The sequence below is a fragment of the Devosia ureilytica genome, from assembly GCF_024273195.1.
In the GTDB taxonomy this organism is placed as follows: domain Bacteria; phylum Pseudomonadota; class Alphaproteobacteria; order Rhizobiales; family Devosiaceae; genus Devosia; species Devosia ureilytica.
The window spans coordinates 1-23527 of sequence record NZ_JAMZCU010000004.1 but is presented as its reverse complement, the minus strand read 5'-3'; the positions used below and the strand labels follow the sequence as shown (position 1 = coordinate 23527).

Below are 23527 nucleotides of genomic sequence, written 5' to 3'. Positions count from 1 at the left end.
CTTGATCTCGCCCCAAAGAGGAGAGGGAGACGATGAACACTGGCATCTCAGCCTTGCGCCTCCCACCCCTTGATGGGGAGGGATCGAGGGTGGGGTGAGCCACGCACACCGCGTTGACGTTTGCCGCAAATCGCGGGTCCTCGCCGGCCAGGGGATCAATGCCGACCGAAAGTCACTCATTGACCCGCACCACATAGCCCACGCCACGCACCGTGCCGATTTCCACATTGGCGTGCTCAAGCTTCTTGCGCAGCCGCGAGATGTGCAGCTCCAGCGCATTGACCGAGACATTCTCGTCGAAATTGAACAGCTGGTTCATCAGTCGTTCCTTGGCGACCACCTTGCCGGCATGGGCCACGAGAATTTCCAGCAGCCGGAATTCGCGCCGTCCCAGCTCCAGCGCCTTGCCGCTTACCGCTGCATTGAGGCCCGCCAGGTCCAGTTCGAGATTGCCCACGCCCACCGTGCTCGACGCCTGCCCGCCGGTGCGCCGCAACAGCGCCCGCAAGCGCGCTTCCAGCTCCCTGAGGTCAAAGGGCTTCACCAGATAGTCGTCGGCGCCCAGATCGAGCAGGCTGACCTTGTCGTCGATTTCCGAGCGGGCGGTGATGACCAGGATAGGCGCGTTGAACTTGCGCTTGCGCAGCTCGGCAATCAGGCTGATGCCATCGCGATGCGGCAACATGAGGTCCAGTGCCACCGCGTCAAACGGTTCGGCCTCGGCCGTGGGCACCACGTCGTCGCCATCCTTGACCCATTCGACCGAGTGTCCCGCCGAGCGCAGGCGCTTTTCAATGGCCTCGCCCAAGTCCTCATTGTCCTCCACCAACAATATCCGCATGCGTCCTCCTGTGAGGACACTAGAGCATTGGGCGGCGCGTTGGGAGTTGGAATTCCGGCCTATGTACAGGGCCGGGACGTCGCCGCCCCGGCCCGGAACCTTGAATGGCCTCAGTGCGCGGCGACTTTGGTCCGCTGAGGCTTTTCGAGCCTGCTCGGTTCGATCTCGACCCGGAGGCCAGTGATCCGGTCGAAAAGGTGCAGATCGCGCTGGTCAAAGCTCAGCGTCACCTGCCGGCCTTCATAGGGTTCGTCGCCGGGTGGCAGCACAACCGCGATTTCGCTGCCCTTGAGCGCGCAATAGGCAATGCGCGAACCGCCCAGTTCCTCAACCAGCTCGACTGTCGCCTGCAATCCATCGGCGCCTTCGGGCATAAGGGTGATGGCTTCGGGGCGAACGCCCACGGTCAGCGGGGTACCTTCCGCCAGCCCGGCGAGGCGCAGCATGGGGCGACCCCCGGCTACGTCCAGCGTGACCTGGCCATCGGCACCCATCGTCGCCTCCATCAGGTTCATGGCCGGTGATCCCATGAAGCCGGCGACGAACACCGAGGCAGGCTTGCGATAGACTTCGGCGGGTGTTCCCACCTGTTCGATCCGCCCCGCATTCATGACGATCAGCATATCGGCCAGGGTCATCGCCTCGACCTGATCGTGGGTCACAAAGATCGACGTGGCCTTGAGGCGCTTGTGTAGCCGCTTGATCTCGATGCGCATCTGCACCCGCAGCAGCGCGTCGAGATTGCTCAGTGGCTCGTCGAACAGAAACACCTCCGGCTCCCGCACGATTGCCCGGCCCATGGCCACGCGCTGCCTCTGCCCGCCTGAAAGCTGCGCCGGGCGGCGGTCGAGATAATCGGTGAGATTGAGGATGGCAGCCGCTTCCTGGATGCGCCTGTCGCGCTCGGCCGCCGGCATTTTCGCAATTTTCAGCGGATAGCCGATGTTCTGGCGCACGGTCATATGCGGATAGAGCGCATAGTTCTGGAACACCATGGCACAGCCCCGGTCGGCCGGATCAATGTCGTTCATGGTGACGCCGCCAATGGTCAGCGTGCCCTCGTTGATGTCTTCGAGCCCAGCGATCATGCGCAGCAGCGTGGACTTGCCGCAGCCCGAGGGTCCGACCATCACGACGAAGCTGCCATCGGGAATGGTCACGTCCACGCCATGCAGAACCTGCTTGGCGTCATAGGTCTTCTTCAGGTGCTTGAGAACCAGATCAGCCATCAGATGTCTCCCACAAGGCGTTGGCGCAGACGCTCGATGGCAGCGACGTCCATGCCGATGCGTTCGAGGTAAGCCGAGGCCGAGCCATAATTGGTTTCGATATGGGCAATGGTCGCCAGCATGGTGGCCGGTTCTGAGGCCAGCATCGGGCGGAAGGCTTCGATATCGGCCCCACGGGCAACCGCATGGGCGATGATTTCCTCGACCATCGGGGCAATCATCGGCCCGGTCAGGGCGTAGTCGTCAACGATCAGCGTCGCCTCGACGCCGGCAACCGCCAGCAGCAGCGCCGAAACAATACCCGTGCGATCCTTGCCGGCGGTGCAATGGAACAGCACCGCGCCTTCGGGCGCCTCAGCAATAATGGTCAGCACTTCGGCCACGGCACTCTGCCGGTTGTCGAGCGCCAGCTTGTAGAGTTCGAGCAAGATGTCCTGGCCCGGCACTGGGGTCGGCGCCAATTGGTCGAACAGCGAGACATTGTGGTAGCGCACGGCCGGATTGGCATGGAACGGATTGGGCTGGGTTTCGAGTTCGCCGGGGTGGCGCAGGTCGATGACCGTGGTAACGCCTTCGGCCACCAATGCGCCCATGCCCTCGTCATCGAGACGGTGCAGCCCATCGGCCCGCAGCACGCGCCGCCAGCGGGTTTCGCCCGAGGGCGTGGCATAGCCGCCCAGATCGCGGACGTTGAAAGTGCCTTTGACTGGCAGATGGCGGTTGAGATGAATGTTCATCAGCGGATTCCCGATTTCATGAAGGACTGGATGACCTGGCGCTGCAGCACGATGTAGATGACCAGCACCGGCAGGCTGGCCAGCGTCGAGGCAGCCATCAGCGGCCCCCACTGGTTGCCTTCCGAGGTCATGAACATCTGGATACCGATCTGGATCACACTGTTGTCCGCGGTGCGGGTCAGCAGCAGGGGCCAGAAATACTCGTTCCAGGTCGAGATGAAGATGAGGATGGCCAACGAGGCGATGGTGCCGCGCAGATTGGGCACCATAACGCCCCAGAGGATGCGCCAGCTGCCGGCGCCGTCCATGCGGGCGGCCTCCACCACTTCCTTGGGAAAGCTGCGCATGGCCTGGGCCAGCAGCAGGATCGCCAGCGCCGAAGCAAAGTTGGGCAGGATCAGCGCCGAAATGGTGTCGAGCAGCCCCATCTGCGCGATCAGCAGATAATTGGGGATCATCACCACCTGGAACGGCACCAGCCAGGTCAGCGCCACGGCAGTATAGACCAGGCTATCGAAGCGAAAGCGCCAGCGGGCGAAAGCATAGGCGGCAAGAAGTCCTGTCAGCAGCTGCACCACGGTCGTGAGCGCCGACACCACCAGCGTATTGATCAACATGCGCAGGATCGGAATGCTGTCGAGCGCATAGGTGTAGTTCTCGAGCGACATCGTGGTCGGCCAGAGGCTCGTTTCGAAAATGGCATTGGCCGGGCGCAGCGAGGTGGCGACCATCCAATAGACCGGGAACAGGCAGACGATCGAGAGCAGCACCATGACCAGATGGCCGGCGGCGCTATTGAGCCCGATACCCTCTGCGGCCTTGCGGCGGAGCGGACGCGCCAGGGTAAGCTGCGCCTTGATTGCATCAGTTGTCATGGAACGAATACCTGTCGATGAGGCGGAACAGCACGAAGGCGAGGGCGCCAAAGCCGAGGAACAGGATCACCGCCGCAGCCGAGCCCCAGCCGACCGACATGGTCGAGAAGCCGAAATCCCACAGCAGGTAATAGATGTTCGTGGTGGCGCCGAGCGGACCGCCGCCGGTCAGCACATTGATATAGCCAAAGCTCCACTGCGCTCCGAGCAGGATCGTCATCATCACGAGGAACAGCACTGAAGAGCTGAGCAGCGGCAGGCGGATGTCCCGGATGATCTCCCACTTGCTGGCGCCATCCATGCGGGCAGCCTCCAGTAGCGCCGGATTGATATTGGCATTGGCCGCCGAAAGGATCAGCGTCGAAAAGCCGATCAGCTTCCAGCCCGTGATGGCGATGATCGTCCAGATGGCGACCTTGGGATCGCTGAGGAACTTGACCGGTTCGGCGCCGAACCACTCGATCAGCGCATTGACCATGCCGTAGTTGGGATCGAGCAGCCAGCGCCACACGGCGGCAGCAACCACCGGCGCAATGATCATCGGCACGAAGATGATGGCCCGGTAGATATTGCGCAGTCGCGGCGACAGGTCGTGCGTGTAGATGGCCAGGGCCAGCGGGATCAGCACCGCCAGCGGCAATAGTCCCAGCACATAGATGCCGGTGTTGCGCAGCGCCTGCCAGAACTTGGGCAGTGCGAAAATGCGCTGGTAATTGTCCCAGCCCACAAAGGTCTGGGGGGAGGTGGGCAGCATGTTCCACTGGAAAAAGCTCAGGCGGAACGCGTCCACCAGCGGCCAGTAGATCCAGACCACCAGCGTCAGAATCGCCGGCGCCAGATAGAGCCAGGGCGAGAAGCGGGCCTGATTGATCCGGCGTCGCTGAACTGGGGCGGAAGCGGCTATGGCCATTGTCCGATCCTTTTGAGTTGAAGGCCCCCACCCATGATCTCCCCTCACAAGGGAAGGGAGATGCAAGGCTGGGGCGCCGCGGTTCGTCGTCTCGCTCCCCCTGAGGGGAGGGAATGAGGATGGGGTGAGCAACAGTCGTCGCTCTCACCCCGGTTGCCCTAGGGCATCAGCGCCTGGGCATTGGCCTGGGCATCGATCAGCGTCGGCTCGATGTCGGCGCCACCGAAGATCGACATTTCAACGGCGTCCATCATGGTCTTGACGACCTGGCGATAGTTCGGGCCGGGCATCGGGTCCCAAGGTTCGAGACGATCAAGCTGCTCGAGGTTGGGCTCGACCAGCGGGTGCTCGGCAATCCAGTCCTTGAGGTATTTCGGATCATCGACGATGGCCGGACGCAGCGGCAGGTAGCCGATCTGCGAGGTGATGATGGTGTAGCCGTATTCGGACGTCAGGAACTTCATCAGCTCCCAGGCGGCGCGCTGCTTGAGCGGGTCGGCGGTGTGGATGGTCAGGGCCGAACCCGAATTGTTCGGGCGGGTCGGCTTGTCGCCAAAGCGCGGCATGGTGGTGGCGCGCAGCTCGTAATTGCCCTCGGCGCCAGACACCAGCGAACCCTGCAGGGCGCTGGTCTGCAGGTACATGCCCAGATGACCCGAGGCCATGCCCTCCATTGCGCCGCTATAGTCGTAGTTCTCATAGACGCCGGCGTCGTAGAGATCGCGCAGCATGGCGACGGCCTCCACCGATTCCGGCTCGGCGAACTTGAGCGTCGTGCGGTCGCGCGAAATCACTTCGCCATTATTGGAACGGACCACGCCCTGGAACAGCCAGTCGACGGCGCCCGGGCCGGTAATGCCGCCGGTGAAGCCTTCAGCGTCGGTCTTTTCCTCGATGGCGAGGGCCGCTTCCTTCACCTCTGCCCAGGTTTGGGGCGGATTATCGGGGTCCAGCCCAGCGGCGCGGAACAGGTCGGCATTGTAGAACAGCACCGGGGTCGAGAAGGTATAGGCCATGCCGTAGGTCTTGCCGTTGAGCACGCCCAGCTTGGTGCCATTGGGGTGCATACCCGCCATATGGGCTTCAAGTTCACCATCGGTGGTGATGTCTTCGAGTGCCTTGGCGCCAAAATTGGTCACCGAGAAATCGAGATCGCTGAACACGGTCTGCACCAGATCCACCGGTAAGCCGGCGGCCAGGTCAGCCTGGATGCGGCTGCCATCGGCGCTGGAATAGGGCACACCTTCAACGGTCACATTGGGATTGGCTGCCATGAACTCGTCGATCAGGTTCTGGGTGGCCTGACCGCCCAGACCTGCGCTGGCGAGGTTGTAATTGTAGAAAGTGATGGTGACGGGCTGGTCAATGGCGGGCGCCATCTGGGCCAGCACCGGGGTCGACACGGCGAGCGCCAGGGCGCCCAGCAGGAAGGACTTGCGGTTCATCGCAATACTCCAGTTGAGGATAGTGAGGGGGCGCCATTGCCGGCGCCCCGATTGGGGAAACTGCGGGGCCTATTCGGCGGCCACGACCTGGTTCTCTTCGTATTTCTTCAGCATTCCGGCGAAGTCGGCGAAGCGGAAGCTCATGACTTCCTTGGGGTCCTTGCGCAGCGGGGCGAAGGTAATGGTCAGGCCGGATGGACGCAGGGTGCCGATGGCAAAGGACGCGCCTTCGAGCATGCGCAGGCCTTCGTGCAGCCACAGCACATCGGTAGGGCCGTGGTGGCCGATACCGACCACGACGGGGATACCGTACCAGTTGGACACGCGGTCATAGTGAATATGACCCGATACCATGCCGATGACATTCTTGCCCTGGACGGCCAGGCGCAGCGCCTCGGTGTCGGCAATCGAGAGTGATTCCCATTCCATCATCGGGTTGTCGTCCAGCGCCGGGGCGTGGTGCATCACGATCAGCTTGGGCAGGTCGTCGTGGCTCGCCAGTTCGGCCTCAAGCCACTCCAGCTGGCCCGGCTCGAACGAACCGCCAACCTTGTTCGGCGCGGAGGTGTCGATGACAATGACATGCACGCCGTCGATCACCTGCGCATGGTCATAGGGCGCCATTTCATGGTCGGTCTTGCCGAGCACGGCCGGGTAGAAACCCTCGCGCTTGTCGTGATTGCCCAGGGCAAACAGCACCGGCATCGAAAGCTCGGCCTCGGCAAAGATTGCCTTGAGGGCTTCATAGCTCGCTTCGTCGCCGCGATTGGTCAGGTCGCCACTGGCCACGATGAATTTAGGCTGCGGCACCAGCTTCTTTACGTCGGCCAGGATGGCGGCAAGGGTCGCATTGGTGTCGGAATAAAGGTGGTCGTCTGCGACATTCGGGTCGCCGACGTGCAGATCGGTGAGGTGGACGAAAGTGACGAGGTCGGACATGGCGCTCTCCTGCGGCATTAAGGCTGAAAATCAATGACTTTCGGCGATTTTTGGATCCGGTGGCTTAAATTGGGACATTTCCCTCTTGCGCCGGAACTGATGCCTAGCTAGCCTTCCAACATGACAGGTGAATGAAGGTTCATTCAGTTTATGGACGTAGTCCCCGACAAGCGCGAACGCATCATCGCTGCCGCCTCAAGACTGATCGTGCGCAATGGCCTGCAGTGCTCCATGGCCGCCATTGCCGAGGAGGCGGGCGTTGCCACCGGCTCGCTCTACAATTATTTCGAATCCAAGGAAGCGCTGGTGCGCGGCGTCTATGGCCGCATGGCCGAGCAGATGACCGAACGCCTGTCGGTGCCGCCCGATCCGGCGAAAACGCCCGCCGAGCGCGTCCGGCACTACATCGCCGAATATGTCGATTTCATCTGGATCGACCCGCAGCGCGCCCGGCTGTTCGATTATCTCGAAAACAACCCGTTGATCACCCTGGCCGACGCCAAGGACATCTTTGGCGCCTTTGTCGATTATGCCATCGATATGATCAGCGACGGGCAGGCGGCGGGGGATATCCGCGCTGGGTCGCCCACCATGCTGGCCAGTTTCATGCGCGGCGCCATTCGCAACGCGCTCAAGCGCCGCCGCTACAATCCCGCGCCCCTGTCAGACGAGGAGCGGACGCTGGTGGCCGACATGTGCTGGAAGGCGATGGTCTCAGAGCGCATCTAGGGCGTTTCCCGCAAAACTGCCCTGTGTTTGCGGTTCATAAGTGCAGCAAGAAAGACCCTAGTCTTTCACCGGCAGCCTGCGCAGTGCGCCCATCAGCTGCTGTCCCCAAAGGCTCGCCTGACGGGCAAAGCCATTGCGCTCGAACCACGACGGATCGGCATGGTTCGCCAGCATGGCCGCGGCCAATTGCTTGCCTTCGCGCACGATGCGGCGCTCGTCGAGCGGCTGACCGGCATTGGGTACGCGCATGGCTGCCTCCATCATGGTTGATGAAACCTTAACGGCGCGCGTCGGTCTTGTCAGCACACGCCTGCCAGCATGGTTTACGCGGGGGCCGGGCAGGGCGGCAGCCTTGTGGGTACTCAAGGAAATGGGCGTCGAAAATCAGGCCGCGCCTCACGCTGCGGCCGACAACCAGAACCGCTGACCTCTCCTATTTTGAAGGGATCGTCGGCGGCCGGATCGAGCGCTTCTGGGCGGCGATGCGGAACGGCGCATTGACTGCGCCATAGCCGGCATAGCGGCCCCGGCGCTCGACAATCTCGAAAAAGAACCCTTCGCCAAAATTGGGCGTATAGAGCTGGAAGAACTCGCCCCCCGCGTCGCGGTCATAAAGAATATTGCATTCGGCCAGCCGTGCCACGAAATCAGCATCAAGGCTCAGGCGTGCCTGTAGATCGTCATAGTAATTTGCCGAAATCTGCAGCGGTATCAGCCCATTGGCCTTGAGCGCCTGCGCCGTCGCGAAAATATCAGCACTCGAAAAAGCGATATGCTGGACGCTGGAGCCGAAGGTTTCGGCGATGAAATGACCCGCCAGCGTGCGGTGGCTTTCCGCGCCGTTCAGTGTCAGCCGCAGGCTGCCGGCGCTGTTCTCGATCACCTGGCTGCGCACCAACCCCGAGGGATCGACCACATCCACCATGGGCCCTTTATCCACCACGAAAATGGCGCGGTAAAACAGGATCCAGGTCAGCATTTCCTCGTAGTTCATGGTCTGGGCGATGTGGTCGAAGCCCATCAGTCCGGCGTCATTGCCGCTGCCCGGCTCCGCCTCGAATTCCACGTCCCACACCCGCTTGAGGTCGGTGTGCTCGTCGAGGAAATAGATCACCCCGCCACCCACGCCGCGCACGGCGGGAATGGCCAGCTCGCCGGGCGCCACACGCTGGGCAAAGGGTTGCGCATCCAGCGCCTTCGCCCGCGCCAGCGTCGCCTGCGCGTCGTCCACCAGGAGGCCCATGGCATAGGCCGATGTGCCATGCGTCAGGTAAGCGGCATGCGCCAGCCCCTCGCGCTCGGTATTGACCACGATATTGATCGCGCCCTGGCTGAACCGCTCGACGCTCTTGCTCTTGTGCTTGCCGGTGCGGGCAAAGCCGAGCTTTCCCAGCATGGCGCGGAGGGTATCGGCCTCCGTTTCGTCGGCGGTAAATTCAACGAAGGACACACCTTTTACCGAAACCCGCGGGGGCAGGGCGGGCACCTTGGGCGCCACGGCCGGCTCGGCCTCGCGCACCTGGTCCATCAGGAAAATCAGCGACCGGTGCCCGTCGAGCGCAATGGTGCGCGGCGAGCCGGAGCGGAACTGGTCGTTGAAGATTTCGAGCGACAGTGGTCCATTATAGCCGGTGGCCGCCACGGCGCGGGCAAAATCCACCACCGGCAGGTCGCCTTCGCCCGGCATATTGCGGAAATGCCGGCTCCAGTAGAGCAGGTCCATGTCCAGCGCCGGCGCATCGGCCAATTGCACGATGAAAATCTTGTCGCCCGGAATCGAACGGATCGTGTCCGACGAAATACGCCGCGACAGGCTATGAAAACTGTCAAGGATCAGCCCGACATTGGGGTGGTCGGCCCGCCGCACCACCTCCCAGCTGTCGCGATGGTCGTTCACATGGCGCCCCCAGGCCAACGCCTCATAGCCCACTTTCAGCCCGCGCTTGGCCGCCCGCTCTCCCAATTCCCGAAAATCCGCCGCCGCCCGGTCAATGCCTCCCAACGCCGCCGGCGCCACGCTCGAACACACCAGCACCAGTGGCGCGCCCAGCTCCTCCATCAGGTCAAACTTGCGCTCCGCCCGATCAAACGCCTGCCCCCGCTGCGGCTCGGGTAGGCCCTCAAAGTCCCGAAACGGCTGGAACAGCGTAATCTCCAACCCCAGGTCCGCCACCATCCCACGCACCTCGGCCGGGCTCCGGTCAAAGGCCAAAAAGTCGTTCTCGAAAATCTCGACCCCATCAAACCCCGCCGCCGCAATCGCTTCGAGCTTCTCGCGCAGGTCCCCGCTGATAGAAACGGTAGCAATAGAGGTTTTCATGGCACCTATCCGGAGCGAACTAACTAGTTCGTACAAAAATAGATGGTGGCGCGGCCGGGGTCAATGAGGGGAAGGTGGGAGGGAGGGCAGAGGCGGAGATAGCAGAGGCAGAGAGAGCAGAGGCAGAGAGAGGCAGAAAGAGAGGGAGAAGCAGCAATGGGCAGGAAGTGGATCGGCAGCTTTTGGCGAGGGCCCACTGTCCCGGATGTTGGCCTGACAGAGGCGATTTGCACCGCTCAATGCAGCTGGCTTGACCACGCCATTGCGCCTTCGTGAGCCATCCAATATACAGCCGCCGTCATCCGGTGCCGATCGGGATCACCATCCTGGGACGCTCGGAACCACAAATTGGAGCACCGCGTGCTTGCCAATGTGAATCACCCGACACGACTGGTGCCCATTGCCTTCATGGCCGCAATTGCGATTGGGACAGCCCTGCTAATGCTGCCGCTGTCTCATGAGGGACCCGGTTATGCACCTTTCCTGACAGCCCTGTTTACCGCGACCTCGGCGGTCTGCGTCACAGGCCTCATCGTTGTCGATACTCCGGTATATTGGTCCACCTTTGGCCAGGTGGTGATCCTCGTCCTGTTCCAGATCGGGGGCTTCGGGATTATGGCGGCCGCCACCCTGTTGGGTCTGCTGGCTGGCCGGGGATTCCGGTTGAAGGACCGGCTGCGGACACAGGTGGAACGCAGCTTCTTTGAGATGGTGGACGCCCGGAGCGTGCTCCGCTTGATTCTGCTGGTCACTGTGACCGTCGAAGCGACATTGGCCCTGGCGCTTACCCTTCGCCTGCATTTTTCCTATGGCCAGGACTGGGCGGTGGCCGCCTGGCATGGACTTTTTCACGCCGTCTCCGCGTTCAACAATGCCGGCTTTTCGACCTACTCCGACAGCTTGATCGGGTTTCAGAACGATTGGTTGTTCCTGATGCCAATCATGCTCGCGATTGTTTTCAGCTCCCTCGGGTTTCCAGTGATCCATGAGCTTCAGACCCGGGCTACCACGGACCATGGTCGACCCTGGACGCTGCATACCAAGATCACGCTCCTCGGAACCGCCATTTTCCTGGTCGTCGGATTTGTGACTGTTCTGGCCGTGGAATGGAATAACCCAGACACGCTGGGCCCGATGGGTCTGGGTGGCAAACTGCTCAACAGTGCCTTTCAATCCGTCACCACCCGCACCACCGGCTTCAATGCGCTCGATATCGGTGCTTTCAACGACGAAACCCTGGCAGTTACCTATTTGCTGATGTTCGTCGGTGGCGGCAGTGCCGGAACCGCCGGCGGGATCAAGATCACCACCTTCTTCGTGCTCGCCATCGTTGTGTGGTCAGAGGCGCGTGGCGAGCGAGAAGCGGCCCTGTTCGGCAGGCGCATCAGCACATCCATCGAACGCCAGGCGCTGAGCGTGGTGCTGCTGTCCCTGGCGTTGATATCCTTGGGAACCATGGTCATTCTGTCGGTAACTGAATACCCGCTGGTGGATGTGCTGTTCGAAACGATTTCGGCCTTTGCTACGGTCGGGCTTTCGACCGGTATTACCGGCCAACTGCCACCCGTTGCCGAACTGGTCCTGATCGTGCTGATGCTCATCGGCAGAGTGGGAACCATCACCATAGCCACGGCCCTTGCCCTCGGCAGAGGACGAAGCGCACTACATTATCCAGAGGAGCGCCCTATCGTTGGTTAAACTCTCCAATCGCACCAAAGCCGAGACAATCCTGGTTATTGGTCTCGGTCGTTTCGGAAGCTCGGTCGCGAGTTCGCTGGTACGCATGGGACACGAAGTGCTCGGCGTTGATGAGAACGCGGCGATTGTCCAGGACGCGGCGAGCCAACTTACCCATGTCGTGCAGGCCGACTGCGCCAATCCCGAGTCCCTGCGTCAGATCGGCATAGGTGACTTCAAGACTGTTGTTATCGCCATCGGCGGTGACCTTGAGGCGAGCATTCTCACCGCTCTGGCGGTCATCGAGGCCGGCGTTCCGACCATCTGGGCCAAGGCCAACAACGAGCGGCACGGCAAGATACTCAAGAGTATCGGGGTCAAGAACGTTGTCTATCCAGAGGCGCGCATGGGGCAGATGGTGGCCCATATCCTCACCGGCAAGATGATGGACTTCGTTGACCTGGATAACGATTTTGCCATGGTCAAAACGCGCGCGCCCCACGATCTTGTCGGCAAAACACTCGAACAGGCCAAGGTCAGGCAGGAATACGGTGTGACCATTGTCGGCATCAAGCGCTCCGGCGAAGACTTCACCTACGCTCAGGCAAATACGGTTGTGCAGAAGGACGATCTGCTCATCGTCCTGGGCGAAACCCAACTGGTCGAACGCTTCGCCTCCAGAACTTAGACCGTTTCACGTTTAGCTGAACGCGCTGCCCTTTTTCCTCCCTCCCCCTTGTGGGGAGGGTAGCGACGCTAGGCCGACAGGCCATAGCAGAGCTGGGGTGGGGGTGACGCGACCTCCAAAGGCTGCGAGCAAGAGGGCATGCCGACACCCCCACCCTCGGTCCCTCCCCACCAGGGGGCGGGAGGCGATGGAACCGCGTCCGCCTGAGTGTGAAATGATCTAGTTTGGGCCCGGCGGCAAAAACGAGGTGACCGGGTTTTCCCCGGATCACCCTCGTTCCCGCCGATAACACGCGGCATCCGTGCGGACGGGAAGCCCTATTCGCCAAGCGCCCCCGGCTTGGCCACATAGCGCAGCACCATTTCCACGGTGTTTTGTTTCAAGCGTTCCAGCATGTCCGGCGCGCCGAAATCGCGGGCGAAGAGCCGTGAGAAGGTGGCGCGGTTCGACACATTGAAAAAGCACAGCGCACTGATCTGCCAGTGGATTTCCAGCGGATCGAGGCCGGGGCGGAACTGCCCTTCGACCAGGCCCCGCTCATAAAGGTCCTTGATATGGGCGATGGCGGTGACATTGAGGTCACGCACCACGCTCGAGCGCTCCAGATATTGTCCGTGGTGGATGTTCTCGATCATCACCATGCGGATGAAATCCTCGTGCTGGTGATGGTGGGTGAAGGTGAACTCAACCAGTCGCCGCAGCCCATCCACGGCAGAAAGGCCCGCGATATCGAGTTCGGCTTCGCCCTCGCGCACCGTGGCATAGGCGCTTTCCAGCGCGCTGAGATAGAGCCCTTCCTTGTCGCCGAAATAATAATAGATCATGCGCTTGGACGAGCGCGTCTTGGCGGCGATTTCGTCGATGCGCGCGCCCGACAAGCCATTGAGCGCGAATTCCTGGCTGGCGACTTCGATGATGTTCTGCCGCGTCCCCTCGGGGTCCTGCTGGCGCGTCGAAACCTTTCGCGCCGCCTTGCGCACCTCTGACCCGCTCTCCGACATGGGCACAATGCCTTTCCTGGTCCCGCCCGCAATTGACCAAACTAACCAGTTCGTACATTGTGGTGCAAATCGCCTGACGTTCTTTTACCGGGCAGTCGTAGGCGAAAACAAGGGCGGATACCGGCCGCCCCGAGGAGCTTTGCTGTGTCAACTCAAGAGGATCGCGTCCGTGACGCTTTTGCGGACATTGATGCCGAACGTCCGCCCATCGTCAGCGACGGCACCACCACCGTCCGCATCGGTCTTCTGGGCCGGGGCATCGGCTCGTCGCTCTCCCCGGTCATGCACGAGACCGAGGGCCGCCGGCACGGCCTTGCCTACCGCTACGACCTTATCGATTTCGACCGCCTGGGCCTCTTGGATGAGGATCTCGAAGCGGTGCTTGATGGCGCCCGCGCTCGCAATTACTGGGGCCTCAACGTCACCTATCCGTTCAAGCAGGCCATCGTGCCAATTCTCGATGATCTGGCCCCCGAAGCCGATGCCATAGGCGCGGTCAATACCGTCGTCCTCCGCGAAGGCGCCTGCATGGGCCACAACACCGACTGTTGGGGCTTTGCCCAAAGCATGCGCACCGGCCTTGGCGCCGTACAACTCGACCATGTGGTGCAGGTTGGCGCCGGCGGGGCAGGGGCCGCCATTGCCCATGCGCTGGTGCAACTGGGCACCATGTCCATTGACATCGTCGATGCCGACCTCGGCAGGGCCGAGGCTCTCGCCGCCCAGGTGGCGCGCACCACAAGCGCCCGAACCCAGGCGCTCACCCCCGATCAGCTCAGCGAAGTCATTGGCCTCGCCGCCGGGGTGGTTAATGCGACGCCCGTGGGCATGGAAAAACACCCCGGCCTGCCCTTTGATCCGGCGCTGCTGCGCCGGCGGCAGTGGGTGGCTGACCTGGTCTATTTTCCCCGCGAGACCGAATTGCTCCGCCGCGCCGCCGCAATCGGCTGCCGCACCTTGCCCGGCGGCGGCATGGCCATCTATCAGGCCGTCCGCGCCTTCCGCCTCTTCACCGGCATCGAGCCCGACAGCACCGCAATGGGCAAGACTTTCGCGGCCTATGCCTAAGGCGCAAGCTTCCCGGTCGAAAGCACATGCTCGACGCCGGAATTGACGTGGCGGGCTAGCATGGCAAGGGCGCCCTGAACATCGCGATTAAGGGCCATGTCGAACAGCGCCCGATGGTCCTCGACCACCCCGGCGCCACGAAAGCTCACCGCCAGCGTGTGATAGCGCAGGAACCGGTCAAATATTGCGGCGTGCAGGTCCAGCAACACCTGTGATCCGCAGGCCGAGATCAGCGCGTTGTGGAAGGCAAAGTCATAGCGCACCCAATTGACGGTATGCCGCTCCTGGCCCGCCAGCAGCCGCTTTTCGGTCGCCGCCAGCTTGTGGTGCGCCGCCACGATGCGCCCCTCCCACTCGAGGTCCCCACCCGCCAGTGACAGACCAAGGGCATGGCTTTCGAGCAGCAATCGAAGGTCGGCAATCTCGCGCAGGTCCTGCACGGTCACCGGGGCAACCGCAAAACCCTTCTGTCCCTCTGCCACCACCAGCGATTCGCTCGCAAGCCGGTTGAGGATTTCGCGCAGCGTGCTCACCCCCACGTCATAGCGCTCCCGCAGCGCGTCAAGACGCAGTTTATGCCCGGGCGCCAGCCGGCACGCGATAATGTCCTCGCGCATACGGAGATAGGTCGCCTCACCCACGGTGGGGATGGCTGCTTCGTTCAGGTCACTCATGGATTACATCTGGCAAAATCAAATTTATCTGCTAAATATCAAAAAATGAGAGAAAAGGAAAGCGCGCCGATCTTTCCTTCTTGCAGGCCGTTGACATGAACGAACTGTTTCGTACAAAGTGAGCGCAAGCTGGTGGCGGGAGGTCATCGGCCTCAGGCCACAGGGGTCTGAGCGGGGCCGTTGCCCCCAAGGCATCGGGCCGGCACCAGCCGATCGGTCTCGGACCAGCTGATGCGCAACCAGGAGATGGAGTGCAGGGCACTCCAGGGAGGAACATTTATGACCATTTCGCTTTCGCGTCGCGCACTCATGGTGGGTGGGCTTTTATTGGCGGCGGCCTTGCCGGCAATGGCACAGGACAAGCCGGTTCTGCGCTTCTCTGCCGTGTTCTCCGAGCAGGACATCCGCGCCGAGATGATGAACCTGCTTTCTGCGCAGGTCGCAGAGGATGTCACCATCGAGACCTATCTGGGTGGCAATCTGTTCAAGCAGGGCACCGAGCTTGTCGCGCTCCAGCGCGGTAACCTCGAGATGGGCAATATCGCCCCGCAGGACGTCTCAAACCAGATCCCGGCCTGGTCGGTTCTGACCTCGGCCTATCTCTTCCGCGATGCCGCGCATCTGCGTGCGTTCTTCAACAGCGATGTTGGCGCCGAATTCAAGCAGATGGCTGAAGATCAGCTTGGCATCCACATTCTGGGGCCGACCTATTTCGGCGCCCGTCAGGTGGGTCTGCGCGGCGACAAGCAGATCACCACCCCGGCCGATCTGGCCGGTGTCAAGCTGCGCATGCCCGGCGGCGATGCCTGGCAGTTCCTGGGTCAGTCGCTGGGTGCCAATCCGACGCCAATGGCCTATGCCGAGGTGTACACGGGCCTCCAGACCGGCGCCATCGATGGCCAGGACAACCCGCTACCCAACGTCGAGAACATGAAGTTCTACGAAGTCATGGACCAGATCGTTCTGACCTCACACCTGGTTGGCTATGACCTCCTGGTCATCTCCAAGGCCGCATGGGACGCCATGAGCCCGGAAGACCAGGCCGAGTTCGAGGCAGCCGCCAATGTGGCTATCGACTTCAGCCAGGAAGAACATCTCAAGCGCGAGGCCGAGCTGGTCGAGCGGTTCAAGGATGCCGGGCTCAAAGTCTATGAACCCGACCAGGATGCCTTCCGCTCCCACGCCCAGCAGATGTATCTCGACTCTGACTTGGCCAAGGACTGGCCCGAAGGCGTGGTCGACCGTATCAACGCCCTCTGATTGTCATTCTGACACGGCGGCGGCGCCCATGGCGCCGTCGCCATTTTTACGGCATTTTCGGCCTGTCTGGCCGACCAAATGCGGAGTCCTTCATGCCCACTTCTCTTGTGCGTATCGGCACTTGGCTACACGCCAGGGCGGAAAACCTGCTGGCGCTGATGCTCGGCATCATGTTCACCGTCTTCATTCTGCAGATCGTTTTTCGCTACCTGCTGAATTTCCCCATCGGCTGGACCCATGAGGTCAGTGTCATCATGTGGATATGGATGGTGCTGTTCGGCTCGGCCTTTGTGGTGCGCGACAGTGAAGAGATCCGCTTTGATATTCTCTATGGCGCCGCGCGCGGCCGGTTGAGGCGCGCCATGGTGGCGACCACTGGGCTGATTTTTGTGGCGCTGTTTTCCATCTCGCTGCCGGCGGTGGTGGACTACATCACCTTCATGAAGGTGGAAAAGACCGCCTATCTCGATATCCGCTTCGACTATCTCTATTCCATCTACGGTATTTTCGCCCTCGCCATGATCGTGCGCCAACTCTGGCTGACGGGACGCGCCGTCTGGGGCAAGGACGAAGAGAGCTTTGATCCAACCAGGTCAGGGTCGGGCGTATGACTGTTTCTCTGGCGTTTATGGTCGCCCTTGGGCTGATCACCTTTCTCGCGTTCTTCGGCCTGCCCATGGGCCTGGCGATGATTTCCGGCTCGATCCTCTACCTGCTGATGCGGGGGCAGGACATGGGGATTGCTGCTGAGCAGTTTCTCAACGGCATGTATTCCAACTATATCATGCTGGCCGTGCCGCTGTTCATTCTGGCCGCCGAAATCATGAACTCCGGCTCGCTCTCGGATCGCCTCCTCAAGTGGTGCGATGCGCTGGTCGGGCGTTTCCGGGGCGGGCTCGCCCAGGTTAATGTGCTCCAGTCCATCGTCTTTGCCGGCATGAGCGGTTCGGCCGTGGCCGACGCCGCTGGCTCGGGCAAGATGATGCAGCACATGATGACCAAGGACGGCAAATACACGCCCTCCTATGCAGCCGCCCTGACCGCCGCGACGGCGGTGATCGGCCCGATCATCCCGCCCTCCATTCCCATGGTGCTCTACGCTTTGGTGGCCGATACCTCCATCGGCTACCTGTTCCTCGGCGGTGTCGTTCCGGGCCTCTTGATGTCCGGCTTCCTCATGGTGCAAATCGGCGTCACTGCCCGGCTCAAGAAATTCCCTGTCGAGCCGCCCGTACCGCTGCGTCAGCTGCCCAGGATGACCTGGGAAGCCTTGCCGGTGTTGATGATGCCGGTGGTTTTGATGTGGGGCATTTATGGCGGGGTCACCACGCCCACCGAGGCCGCTGCGGTTGCCGCCGCCTACGCCTTGGTCGTCTCCATCGTCGTCTATCGTAGTGTCCGCGCCCGCGATTTCTATCGCTCGCTGTTGCTGAGCGCCAAGACCACGGCCTCCATCGGCATGCTGATCGCCGGAGCGCTGGTGTTCAACTATGTGGTGACCATCGAGAATATCCCGCGCAGCCTTTCCCTGCTGCTGCTGTCCTGGGACCTTGACCCGTTGATGTTCCTCATCATCGTCAACGTCATCCTGCTGGTGCTCGGCTGCGTGCTCGAAGGAACGACGATCCTCCTGGTTATCGTGCCGGTGCTCATCCCGACCGCGCAGGCATTGGGCATCGACCTCGTGCACTTCGGCGTAGTCGTGGTTGTCAACATCATGCTTGGGCTGATCACGCCGCCCTATGGGCTATTGCTGTTCATCATGACCCGCATTTCCGGCTCGCCCATGAAGGCCCTGATCAGCGATGTAATGCCCTTCCTGATCGGGCTGCTGCTGGCCTTGGCGCTCTTTACCTTCGTGCCCGAGACCGTTCTCTGGCTGCCCAAACTGTTCGGATATCAGGGGATGCTGCTGTGAAGCCGATCTATGTTCTCAATGGCCCCAACCTCAATCGGCTGGGCAAGCGCGAGCCGCACATCTACGGCAGCACCACGCTGGCCGAGGTTGAGGCCAATTGCCGTGCGGCAGCGGGCGATTGCCCTGTGGTCTTCCACCAGACCAATAGCGAAGAGGCGCTGATCAACTGGGTGCATGAGGCCATCGATGAAGCGAGCGGCATCATCATCAACCCTGCCGCCTTCACCTTCACGTCCCTGGCCCTGCTCGATGCCCTCAAGATGGTCGAGGCGCCCGTCATCGAGCTGCACATCTCCAACATCCATAAGCGCGAGCAGATCTACCATCGCTCCTACGTCTCGATGCGCGCCGACGCCGTCATCGCCGGGCTCGGTGCGCGCGGCTACGCCACTGCGGTCAAGGCCATGCTGGACATGATTGCGGGGTAGGAGACCAGGACCAACCGCCAGTAAACTGATGTCTACGCTCCCGTTCTCGAAAATCGACATTCTCGGCCGAGCCTGAGCTGACTGGCGACTGGTCCTAAACGGCCTTCTGGGACAAAAACCAGGCGACCAGCTGCGCCGAGTTGGATACCCCAACCGATCGCGCCAGCCGAAGCCGATGCGCTTCCACGGTGCGTTGGGACAGCCCGATCTGTTCGGCGATCACCGCATTGGTCTTGCCCTGGGCCACCAGGGTCAGGATTTGCCGCTGCCGCCCGGACAGCTTCAGGGTCGTTTCCGTCACCGGCCGGCTCATCGGTTCAAAGCAGTAGAGCGCCGCCGCGAATGGATCGCTCTTGTCGCGCGAGCGCCCATTGACCTGGCACCAGAAGCGCTTGCCATCCGCGCCGGCCATGATCCGCTCGTCATAATAGACGGCGCCGCCCGGAAGGTGATGACGCCACATTTCGCCGGTGCGAACAAAGTCGGCAATGGCCGGGTAAAGCCGGGAGAAGCTTGTGTCCACAAGGTCAGCCCGGCGATAGCCAAACAGCCCTGCGAACTCCTCGTTGCAGTCGCGGATGATGCGATGCATGGCAAAAACCATGGGCACGGGAATGTCGGCCAGAGCGAATTGAACCGGTGCAGTCATGTCGTAGAAATACGACTAACCACTCCCGCCCGGCAAGTCCTAGCGTTGGCGAAAGAACACCAAGGGAGGAGGACCCGGCATGCGCAAGGTTCGATCAAACGCCGCAGAGGCGCTGGCCGATGTGCTGGCTGACGGCATGACAATCATGTCGGGGGGCTTTGGCCTCTGCGGCATTCCCGAAGCGCTGATCGAGGGCATCGAGGCCTCGGGCGCCAAGGGGTTGACCGTCATTTCCAACAATGCGGGGGTCGATGGCATCGGTCTTGGCCGCCTGCTCGCCACGCGTCAGATTAGGAAGATGATTTCCTCCTATGTGGGCGAGAACAAGCTCTTTGCCGAGCAATATCTCTCGGGCGAACTGGAGCTCGAATTCAACCCGCAGGGAACATTGGCCGAGCGCATCCGCGCCGGCGGTGCCGGCATTCCGGCCTTTTTCACCAAGACCGGCGTCGGCACCCTGATTGCCGAGGGCAAGGAAGTGCGCCGCTTCGGCGAGGATGACTATGTGATGGAAACGGGCCTTGTCGCCGACGTGTCGATTGTGCACGCCTGGAAGGGCGACCCGGAAGGCAATCTGGTCTACCGCATGACGGCGCGGAACTTCAATCCGATGATGGCGACGGCCGGCAAGGTGACGATTGCCGAGGTCGAGCACCTGGTCGAGACCGGCAGCTTTGATCCCGACCATATCCATACGCCGGGCATCTTCGTGGACAGGCTGATCCATGTCGCCAACCCGACCAAGCACATCGAACAGCGCACCGTGCGCCAGCGCGGCGAGGAGGTGGCATAATGGCCTGGACCCGAGACCAGATGGCGGCCCGCGCCGCCCGCGAACTTCAAGACGGTTTCTACGTCAACCTCGGCATCGGCATCCCGACGCTGGTGGCCAATTTCATTCCCGAGGGCATGGACGTCCGCTTGCAGAGCGAAAACGGCATGCTGGGCATGGGCCCATTCCCCTATGCCGGGGAGGAAGATGCCGACCTCATCAATGCCGGCAAGCAAACCATTACTGCCCTGCCGGAAACCAGCTTTTTCTCCAGCGCCGACAGTTTTGGCATGATCCGGGGCGGCCATATCGACCTCTCCATCCTGGGCGCCATGCAGGTGGCCGAGAACGGCGATCTCGCCAATTGGATGATCCCGGGCAAGATGGTCAAGGGCATGGGCGGCGCCATGGACCTGGTCGCCGGCGTCAAGCGCGTCGTCGTGGTCATGGAGCACGAGGCCAAGGGCCAGGCCAAACTGCTGCGGGAATGCAATCTGCCGCTCACCGGCAAGCGCGTGGCCGATCTCGTCATTACCGATCTGGGCGTGTTTTCCATCGCCCGCCGCGGCGAGACTGACATGCGGCTGATTGAACTGGCCGATGGCGTCAGCCTTGATGAAATCACCGCCAAGACCGAAGCGCGGTTTACCCTTGCCTTGGAGGAGAAAGCCGCATGAGCAGCATCGTCATTGTCGGCGCCGCCCGCACCCCCGTCGGCAGCTTTCTCGGGCCATTGAGCGCCGTCCCGGCCCATGATCTGGGCGCCACGGCCATCAGCGCCGCCCTCCAGCGCGCCGGTGTTTCGCCTGACGACGTCAATGAAGTCATTCTGGGCCAGGTGCTCACCGCCGGCGCCGGCCAAAATCCGGCCCGGCAAGCCGCGGTGAAAGCCGGCATTCCCAAGTCCGCCACGGCTTTCGGCATCAATCAGGTCTGCGGTTCCGGCCTGCGCGCCGTGGCGCTGGGCATGCAACAGATCATGAACGGCGATGCCGATGTCGTCGTGGCTGGCGGACAGGAGTCCATGTCGCTCTCGCCGCATTGCCAGGCCCTGCGGGCCGGGGCCAAAATGGGCAATATCAGTCTGGTCGACACCATGGTCGTCGATGGGCTGATTGACGCCTTTGGCGGCTATCACATGGGCATCACGGCCGAGAACGTCGCCCGCCAGTTCGGCATCTCCCGCGAACAACAGGACGATTTTGCCCTCGCGAGCCAGCGCAAGGCGGCGGCAGCGCAAGCCGCCGGGCATTTTGGCGCCGAGATCGCGCCGGTCAGCATCGAGACCCGCAAGGGCACGACCATGATCGACCTGGATGACCATCTGCGGCCCGAAACCAGCGCCGAAGCCCTGGCAAAACTGCGCCCCGCCTTCGACAAGCAGGGCAGCGTCACCGCCGGCAATGCCTCGGGACTCAATGATGGCGCGGCGGCATTGGTGCTCATGCACGAGGACGAAGCCGCCCGCCGCGGTCTCTCGCCACTGGCGCGCATCGCCGGCTGGGCCACCGCAGGCGTTGATCCTGCGATCATGGGCACCGGCCCGATTCCCGCTTCGCAAAAGGCGCTTCGCAAGGCCGGCTGGTCTCTGGACGACCTCGACCGTATCGAAGCAAACGAAGCCTTCGCGGCCCAGGCTTGCGCCGTCAATGCCGGCATGGGGTGGGATCGCGACATCGTCAACGTCAACGGCGGAGCAATTGCCCTCGGCCACCCCATCGGTGCCTCGGGCGCCCGCATCCTCGTCACCTTGCTCCACGACCTGAACCGCAACCGCCTCAGCAAAGGCCTCGCTACCCTCTGTATAGGGGGCGGCATGGGCATAGCCATGTGCGTGGAACGCCTCTAGCCATCAAGGCTGGCGGCACACATGACGATCTACAGGCGTGCCGCCAACGAGAGCGACCACATCTCCGCCACCGCAGACCAGTTACACCGCTGATTTGATTTAAGGAAATTTTGGCTGGGGAACCGGGACACTCCCAATGTCGAGAGTAGTGTAGTTTGTTCAAGGAATTAGCAAGGTGGGCGTCAAAAAAATGGGCCAAAGTGGGCCACCTTTTTGGAGCAGTCGGATAGCACTTTCACGCAGACTGAATGGCCGCGATGACCAGCGCCACCACTCCCCAGAGTAGGAACATGATCAGCACCCGAGGCAACAAAGACAACAGTCTGACTGGCCACCAAGGTGAACGCCACCAACCGTCTGAAACAATCCTCAGCACCTCCGATGTTGTCCAAAAGAACTTCATCGAGACAAGGGCCGAGAAGGCTGTCAGCAGCGAAAGCCCAATTGTCACCGATGTATTGTCCTGAGCGAATGGAACTACCGGTGTGTTTGGTAAAAAACGCCAACCGAGAAACACGGCTACCCACAACCCAACCAGCGTCAGTATATGGTTCGCAAAGTCGAAAATGGCTTGTCAGAGTCGACTTTCTGAACAACTGCCGCTTTGTCCACAGGCCAACCACTCTGCCACCACGTTACTAGACTACGCACGCCGAATACGGATTTCACCGCTATCGTGCCAAAGAACGACTCGAGTGCTTTTCTCATGGGTAAAGTTTAGAAAATATCGACACGGTCTGCCAGCGCAGATCGGACGGCAGCACGCGTGGGAAGCGGCTTATGAAAAACCTTAATAAAGGTAATTTGGGCGCTTGGGCGCTCATCATCATCGCAATATTGCTCACTTTGATTCTACTGACCGCGTTTGCATGGTTGCTAAATCAAACTTCTACCTGCCCTGACGGGCAAGAGCTCATAGATCGGTTAGCTTGCCTCGAGCCTAACGCGATTGGCGACACATCTGCCGGTGCATTTGCGCCAGTAGCGTTCATCTGGTTGGTAACCGCCGTATTGCTACAGCGAAGCGAACTTGCCGCTCAGCGACAGGAGCTCAAGGACTCTCGAGAGGTGGCTGAGGCTCAAGTCCTAGAGGCAAGGAACAACGTGGCCTTCATGGCTGAGCAAACGCAGCTACTCGTTCAGAGAGATAAGGCTGAGAGGCAAGAGCAGATCGACCGGGAGCTTCGGGATTATGAGCTGCTGCCGGTTCGGTGGACACGAAGTTAGGCTAGCTTAGCTTGCTCTTCGTATTCCACGGGGCTGAGATAGCCCAGTGTCGAGTGTCGGCGCCTCGGGTTGTAGAAGCGCTCGATATAGTCGAACACATCGGCCTTGGCATCGTCCCTGGTGCGATAGACCTTGCGGGCGGTGCGTTCGGTCTTGAGCGAGGAGAAGAAGCTCTCCATCGCCGCGTTCTGCACCTCAAAACGATCCGCTGGATCGTTTTGTCCGCTGTCGCGGATCGGCTTGAACTCCCAGACATTGCCGGACCGGCTCATCGAGCAGGTGATGCCGTGA

At 61.5% G+C, this 23527-nt stretch carries 26 protein-coding genes; 13 read left to right on the top strand and 13 right to left on the bottom strand.

What is annotated here, in order from left to right; translation table 11 throughout:
- Positions 1-172: 172 nt before the first annotated feature.
- From NIM87_RS11570 to NIM87_RS11540, 7 genes are all read right to left on the bottom strand, one after another.
- On the bottom strand, positions 173-841 hold the full coding sequence (locus tag NIM87_RS11570) for a response regulator transcription factor (RefSeq protein WP_254674843.1): 669 nt from the start codon (positions 839-841) through the stop codon (positions 173-175).
- Between the two features lie 110 nt (positions 842-951).
- On the bottom strand, positions 952-2070 hold the full coding sequence (locus tag NIM87_RS11565) for an ABC transporter ATP-binding protein (protein ID WP_254674842.1): 1119 nt from the start codon (positions 2068-2070) through the stop codon (positions 952-954).
- Positions 2070-2807 carry a tyrosine-protein phosphatase gene (locus NIM87_RS11560; RefSeq protein ID WP_254674841.1) on the bottom strand — a complete coding sequence of 246 codons (738 nt, stop codon included), beginning with the start codon at positions 2805-2807 and terminating at the stop codon, positions 2070-2072. The genes NIM87_RS11565 and NIM87_RS11560 overlap by 1 nt, the downstream gene beginning before the upstream one ends.
- Positions 2807-3682, bottom strand: a complete 876-nt coding sequence (locus NIM87_RS11555; RefSeq protein ID WP_254674840.1) for a carbohydrate ABC transporter permease — start codon at positions 3680-3682, stop codon at positions 2807-2809. The genes NIM87_RS11560 and NIM87_RS11555 overlap by 1 nt, the downstream gene beginning before the upstream one ends.
- A complete protein-coding gene (locus NIM87_RS11550) occupies positions 3672-4592 on the bottom strand; it encodes a carbohydrate ABC transporter permease (RefSeq protein ID WP_254674839.1) in 921 nt (306 codons plus the stop codon). The genes NIM87_RS11555 and NIM87_RS11550 overlap by 11 nt, the downstream gene beginning before the upstream one ends.
- Before the next feature lie 158 nt (positions 4593-4750).
- A complete protein-coding gene (locus NIM87_RS11545) occupies positions 4751-6037 on the bottom strand; it encodes an ABC transporter substrate-binding protein (protein WP_254674838.1) in 1287 nt (428 codons plus the stop codon).
- Positions 6038-6106: 69 nt separating this feature from the next.
- Positions 6107-6976 carry a metallophosphoesterase gene (locus tag NIM87_RS11540; RefSeq protein ID WP_254674837.1) on the bottom strand — a complete coding sequence of 290 codons (870 nt, stop codon included), beginning with the start codon at positions 6974-6976 and terminating at the stop codon, positions 6107-6109.
- Between the two features lie 150 nt (positions 6977-7126).
- Here NIM87_RS11540 and NIM87_RS11535 point away from each other — a divergent pair, with 150 nt between their 5' ends.
- On the top strand, positions 7127-7705 hold the full coding sequence (locus NIM87_RS11535; protein WP_254674836.1) for a TetR/AcrR family transcriptional regulator: 579 nt from the start codon (positions 7127-7129) through the stop codon (positions 7703-7705).
- Positions 7706-7762: 57 nt separating this feature from the next.
- Here the strand turns inward: NIM87_RS11535 and NIM87_RS11530 are convergent, their stop codons facing one another.
- The gene (locus NIM87_RS11530; protein WP_254674835.1) at positions 7763-7954 is read right to left on the bottom strand and encodes a hypothetical protein; all 192 of its coding nucleotides are present in this window, start codon (positions 7952-7954) and stop codon (positions 7763-7765) included.
- On the opposite strand from NIM87_RS11530, the gene NIM87_RS11525 reads away from it, so the two are divergent.
- Positions 7953-8132, top strand: coding sequence for a hypothetical protein (locus NIM87_RS11525; protein WP_254674834.1), 180 nt, complete (start codon positions 7953-7955; stop codon positions 8130-8132). The two genes, NIM87_RS11530 and NIM87_RS11525, sit on opposite strands and share 2 nt — an antisense overlap.
- 6 nt (positions 8133-8138) lie before the next feature.
- On the opposite strand, the gene NIM87_RS11520 is transcribed toward NIM87_RS11525, so the two are convergent.
- Positions 8139-10025 carry a bifunctional sugar phosphate isomerase/epimerase/4-hydroxyphenylpyruvate dioxygenase family protein gene (locus tag NIM87_RS11520; protein ID WP_254674833.1) on the bottom strand — a complete coding sequence of 629 codons (1887 nt, stop codon included), beginning with the start codon at positions 10023-10025 and terminating at the stop codon, positions 8139-8141.
- 360 nt (positions 10026-10385) lie between these two features.
- On the opposite strand from NIM87_RS11520, the gene NIM87_RS11515 reads away from it, so the two are divergent.
- Positions 10386-11723 (top strand): TrkH family potassium uptake protein, encoded by a 1338-nt coding sequence (locus NIM87_RS11515; protein WP_254674832.1) that lies wholly within the window; start codon positions 10386-10388, stop codon positions 11721-11723.
- Complete coding sequence (locus NIM87_RS11510; protein WP_254674831.1) at positions 11716-12390, top strand: potassium channel family protein; 675 nt, start codon at positions 11716-11718, stop codon at positions 12388-12390. The genes NIM87_RS11515 and NIM87_RS11510 overlap by 8 nt, the downstream gene beginning before the upstream one ends.
- A 317-nt stretch (positions 12391-12707) precedes the next feature.
- On the opposite strand, the gene NIM87_RS11505 is transcribed toward NIM87_RS11510, so the two are convergent.
- The gene (locus NIM87_RS11505; RefSeq protein WP_254675168.1) at positions 12708-13391 is read right to left on the bottom strand and encodes a TetR/AcrR family transcriptional regulator; all 684 of its coding nucleotides are present in this window, start codon (positions 13389-13391) and stop codon (positions 12708-12710) included.
- Between the two features lie 207 nt (positions 13392-13598).
- Between NIM87_RS11505 and NIM87_RS11500 the strand changes: the two genes are divergently transcribed.
- Positions 13599-14459 carry a shikimate dehydrogenase gene (locus NIM87_RS11500; protein WP_254675167.1) on the top strand — a complete coding sequence of 287 codons (861 nt, stop codon included), beginning with the start codon at positions 13599-13601 and terminating at the stop codon, positions 14457-14459.
- Here NIM87_RS11500 and NIM87_RS11495 read toward each other — a convergent pair.
- Positions 14456-15133, bottom strand: coding sequence for a GntR family transcriptional regulator (locus NIM87_RS11495; RefSeq protein WP_254674830.1), 678 nt, complete (start codon positions 15131-15133; stop codon positions 14456-14458). The two genes, NIM87_RS11500 and NIM87_RS11495, sit on opposite strands and share 4 nt — an antisense overlap.
- Positions 15134-15412: 279 nt before the next feature.
- Here NIM87_RS11495 and dctP point away from each other — a divergent pair, with 279 nt between their 5' ends.
- The 4 genes from dctP to NIM87_RS11475 all read left to right on the top strand — a co-directional run bounded on the left by dctP (position 15413) and on the right by NIM87_RS11475 (position 18739).
- Positions 15413-16393 (top strand): TRAP transporter substrate-binding protein DctP, encoded by a 981-nt coding sequence (gene dctP, locus NIM87_RS11490; RefSeq protein WP_254674829.1) that lies wholly within the window; start codon positions 15413-15415, stop codon positions 16391-16393.
- Positions 16394-16485: 92 nt separating this feature from the next.
- Positions 16486-17004: a TRAP transporter small permease gene (locus NIM87_RS11485; protein ID WP_254674828.1), complete on the top strand. Its 519-nt coding sequence runs from the start codon at positions 16486-16488 to the stop codon at positions 17002-17004.
- Entirely contained in the window at positions 17001-18311 is a 1311-nt protein-coding gene (locus tag NIM87_RS11480) for a TRAP transporter large permease (RefSeq protein WP_254674827.1), read from the top strand. The genes NIM87_RS11485 and NIM87_RS11480 overlap by 4 nt, the downstream gene beginning before the upstream one ends.
- Positions 18308-18739, top strand: coding sequence for a type II 3-dehydroquinate dehydratase (locus NIM87_RS11475; protein WP_254674826.1), 432 nt, complete (start codon positions 18308-18310; stop codon positions 18737-18739). Before NIM87_RS11480 ends, NIM87_RS11475 begins: the two co-directional genes overlap by 4 nt.
- A gap of 94 nt (positions 18740-18833) precedes the next feature.
- Here the strand turns inward: NIM87_RS11475 and NIM87_RS11470 are convergent, their stop codons facing one another.
- On the bottom strand, positions 18834-19388 hold the full coding sequence (locus tag NIM87_RS11470) for a helix-turn-helix transcriptional regulator (protein ID WP_254674825.1): 555 nt from the start codon (positions 19386-19388) through the stop codon (positions 18834-18836).
- Between the two features lie 79 nt (positions 19389-19467).
- On the opposite strand from NIM87_RS11470, the gene NIM87_RS11465 reads away from it, so the two are divergent.
- The 4 genes from NIM87_RS11465 (at position 19468) to NIM87_RS11450 (ending at position 23236) form a co-directional block, all read left to right on the top strand.
- The gene (locus NIM87_RS11465) at positions 19468-20181 is read left to right on the top strand and encodes a CoA transferase subunit A (protein ID WP_254674824.1); all 714 of its coding nucleotides are present in this window, start codon (positions 19468-19470) and stop codon (positions 20179-20181) included.
- Positions 20181-20837, top strand: a complete 657-nt coding sequence (locus NIM87_RS11460; RefSeq protein ID WP_254674823.1) for a 3-oxoacid CoA-transferase subunit B — start codon at positions 20181-20183, stop codon at positions 20835-20837. Before NIM87_RS11465 ends, NIM87_RS11460 begins: the two co-directional genes overlap by 1 nt.
- The gene (locus tag NIM87_RS11455) at positions 20834-22009 is read left to right on the top strand and encodes an acetyl-CoA C-acetyltransferase (RefSeq protein WP_254674822.1); all 1176 of its coding nucleotides are present in this window, start codon (positions 20834-20836) and stop codon (positions 22007-22009) included. The genes NIM87_RS11460 and NIM87_RS11455 overlap by 4 nt, the downstream gene beginning before the upstream one ends.
- Before the next feature lie 780 nt (positions 22010-22789).
- On the top strand, positions 22790-23236 hold the full coding sequence (locus NIM87_RS11450) for a hypothetical protein (RefSeq protein ID WP_254674821.1): 447 nt from the start codon (positions 22790-22792) through the stop codon (positions 23234-23236).
- On the opposite strand, the gene NIM87_RS11445 is transcribed toward NIM87_RS11450, so the two are convergent.
- The coding region (locus tag NIM87_RS11445; RefSeq protein ID WP_254674820.1) for an IS3 family transposase at positions 23233-23527 on the bottom strand (295 nt) is incomplete at its 5' end. The genes NIM87_RS11450 and NIM87_RS11445 overlap by 4 nt on opposite strands.

Bases quoted from the DNA above. Each gene is read 5' to 3' on its own strand.
- NIM87_RS11570 (WP_254674843.1), bottom strand. From the start codon at position 841: ATGCGGATATTGTTGGTGGAGGACAATGAGGACTTGGGCGAGGCCATT.
- NIM87_RS11565 (WP_254674842.1), bottom strand. From the start codon at position 2,070: ATGGCTGATCTGGTTCTCAAGCACCTGAAGAAGACCTATGACGCCAAG.
- NIM87_RS11560 (WP_254674841.1), bottom strand. From the start codon at position 2,807: ATGAACATTCATCTCAACCGCCATCTGCCAGTCAAAGGCACTTTCAAC.
- NIM87_RS11555 (WP_254674840.1), bottom strand. From the start codon at position 3,682: ATGACAACTGATGCAATCAAGGCGCAGCTTACCCTGGCGCGTCCGCTC.
- NIM87_RS11550 (WP_254674839.1), bottom strand. From the start codon at position 4,592: ATGGCCATAGCCGCTTCCGCCCCAGTTCAGCGACGCCGGATCAATCAG.
- NIM87_RS11545 (WP_254674838.1), bottom strand. From the start codon at position 6,037: ATGAACCGCAAGTCCTTCCTGCTGGGCGCCCTGGCGCTCGCCGTGTCG.
- NIM87_RS11540 (WP_254674837.1), bottom strand. From the start codon at position 6,976: ATGTCCGACCTCGTCACTTTCGTCCACCTCACCGATCTGCACGTCGGC.
- NIM87_RS11535 (WP_254674836.1), top strand. From the start codon at position 7,127: ATGGACGTAGTCCCCGACAAGCGCGAACGCATCATCGCTGCCGCCTCA.
- NIM87_RS11525 (WP_254674834.1), top strand. From the start codon at position 7,953: ATGGCTGCCTCCATCATGGTTGATGAAACCTTAACGGCGCGCGTCGGT.
- NIM87_RS11530 (WP_254674835.1), bottom strand. From the start codon at position 7,954: ATGCGCGTACCCAATGCCGGTCAGCCGCTCGACGAGCGCCGCATCGTG.
- NIM87_RS11520 (WP_254674833.1), bottom strand. From the start codon at position 10,025: ATGAAAACCTCTATTGCTACCGTTTCTATCAGCGGGGACCTGCGCGAG.
- NIM87_RS11505 (WP_254675168.1), bottom strand. From the start codon at position 13,391: ATGTCGGAGAGCGGGTCAGAGGTGCGCAAGGCGGCGCGAAAGGTTTCG.
- NIM87_RS11495 (WP_254674830.1), bottom strand. From the start codon at position 15,133: ATGAGTGACCTGAACGAAGCAGCCATCCCCACCGTGGGTGAGGCGACC.
- dctP (WP_254674829.1), top strand. From the start codon at position 15,413: ATGACCATTTCGCTTTCGCGTCGCGCACTCATGGTGGGTGGGCTTTTA.
- NIM87_RS11485 (WP_254674828.1), top strand. From the start codon at position 16,486: ATGCCCACTTCTCTTGTGCGTATCGGCACTTGGCTACACGCCAGGGCG.
- NIM87_RS11480 (WP_254674827.1), top strand. From the start codon at position 17,001: ATGACTGTTTCTCTGGCGTTTATGGTCGCCCTTGGGCTGATCACCTTT.
- NIM87_RS11470 (WP_254674825.1), bottom strand. From the start codon at position 19,388: ATGACTGCACCGGTTCAATTCGCTCTGGCCGACATTCCCGTGCCCATG.
- NIM87_RS11465 (WP_254674824.1), top strand. From the start codon at position 19,468: ATGCGCAAGGTTCGATCAAACGCCGCAGAGGCGCTGGCCGATGTGCTG.
- NIM87_RS11460 (WP_254674823.1), top strand. From the start codon at position 20,181: ATGGCCTGGACCCGAGACCAGATGGCGGCCCGCGCCGCCCGCGAACTT.
- NIM87_RS11455 (WP_254674822.1), top strand. From the start codon at position 20,834: ATGAGCAGCATCGTCATTGTCGGCGCCGCCCGCACCCCCGTCGGCAGC.
- NIM87_RS11450 (WP_254674821.1), top strand. From the start codon at position 22,790: ATGAAAAACCTTAATAAAGGTAATTTGGGCGCTTGGGCGCTCATCATC.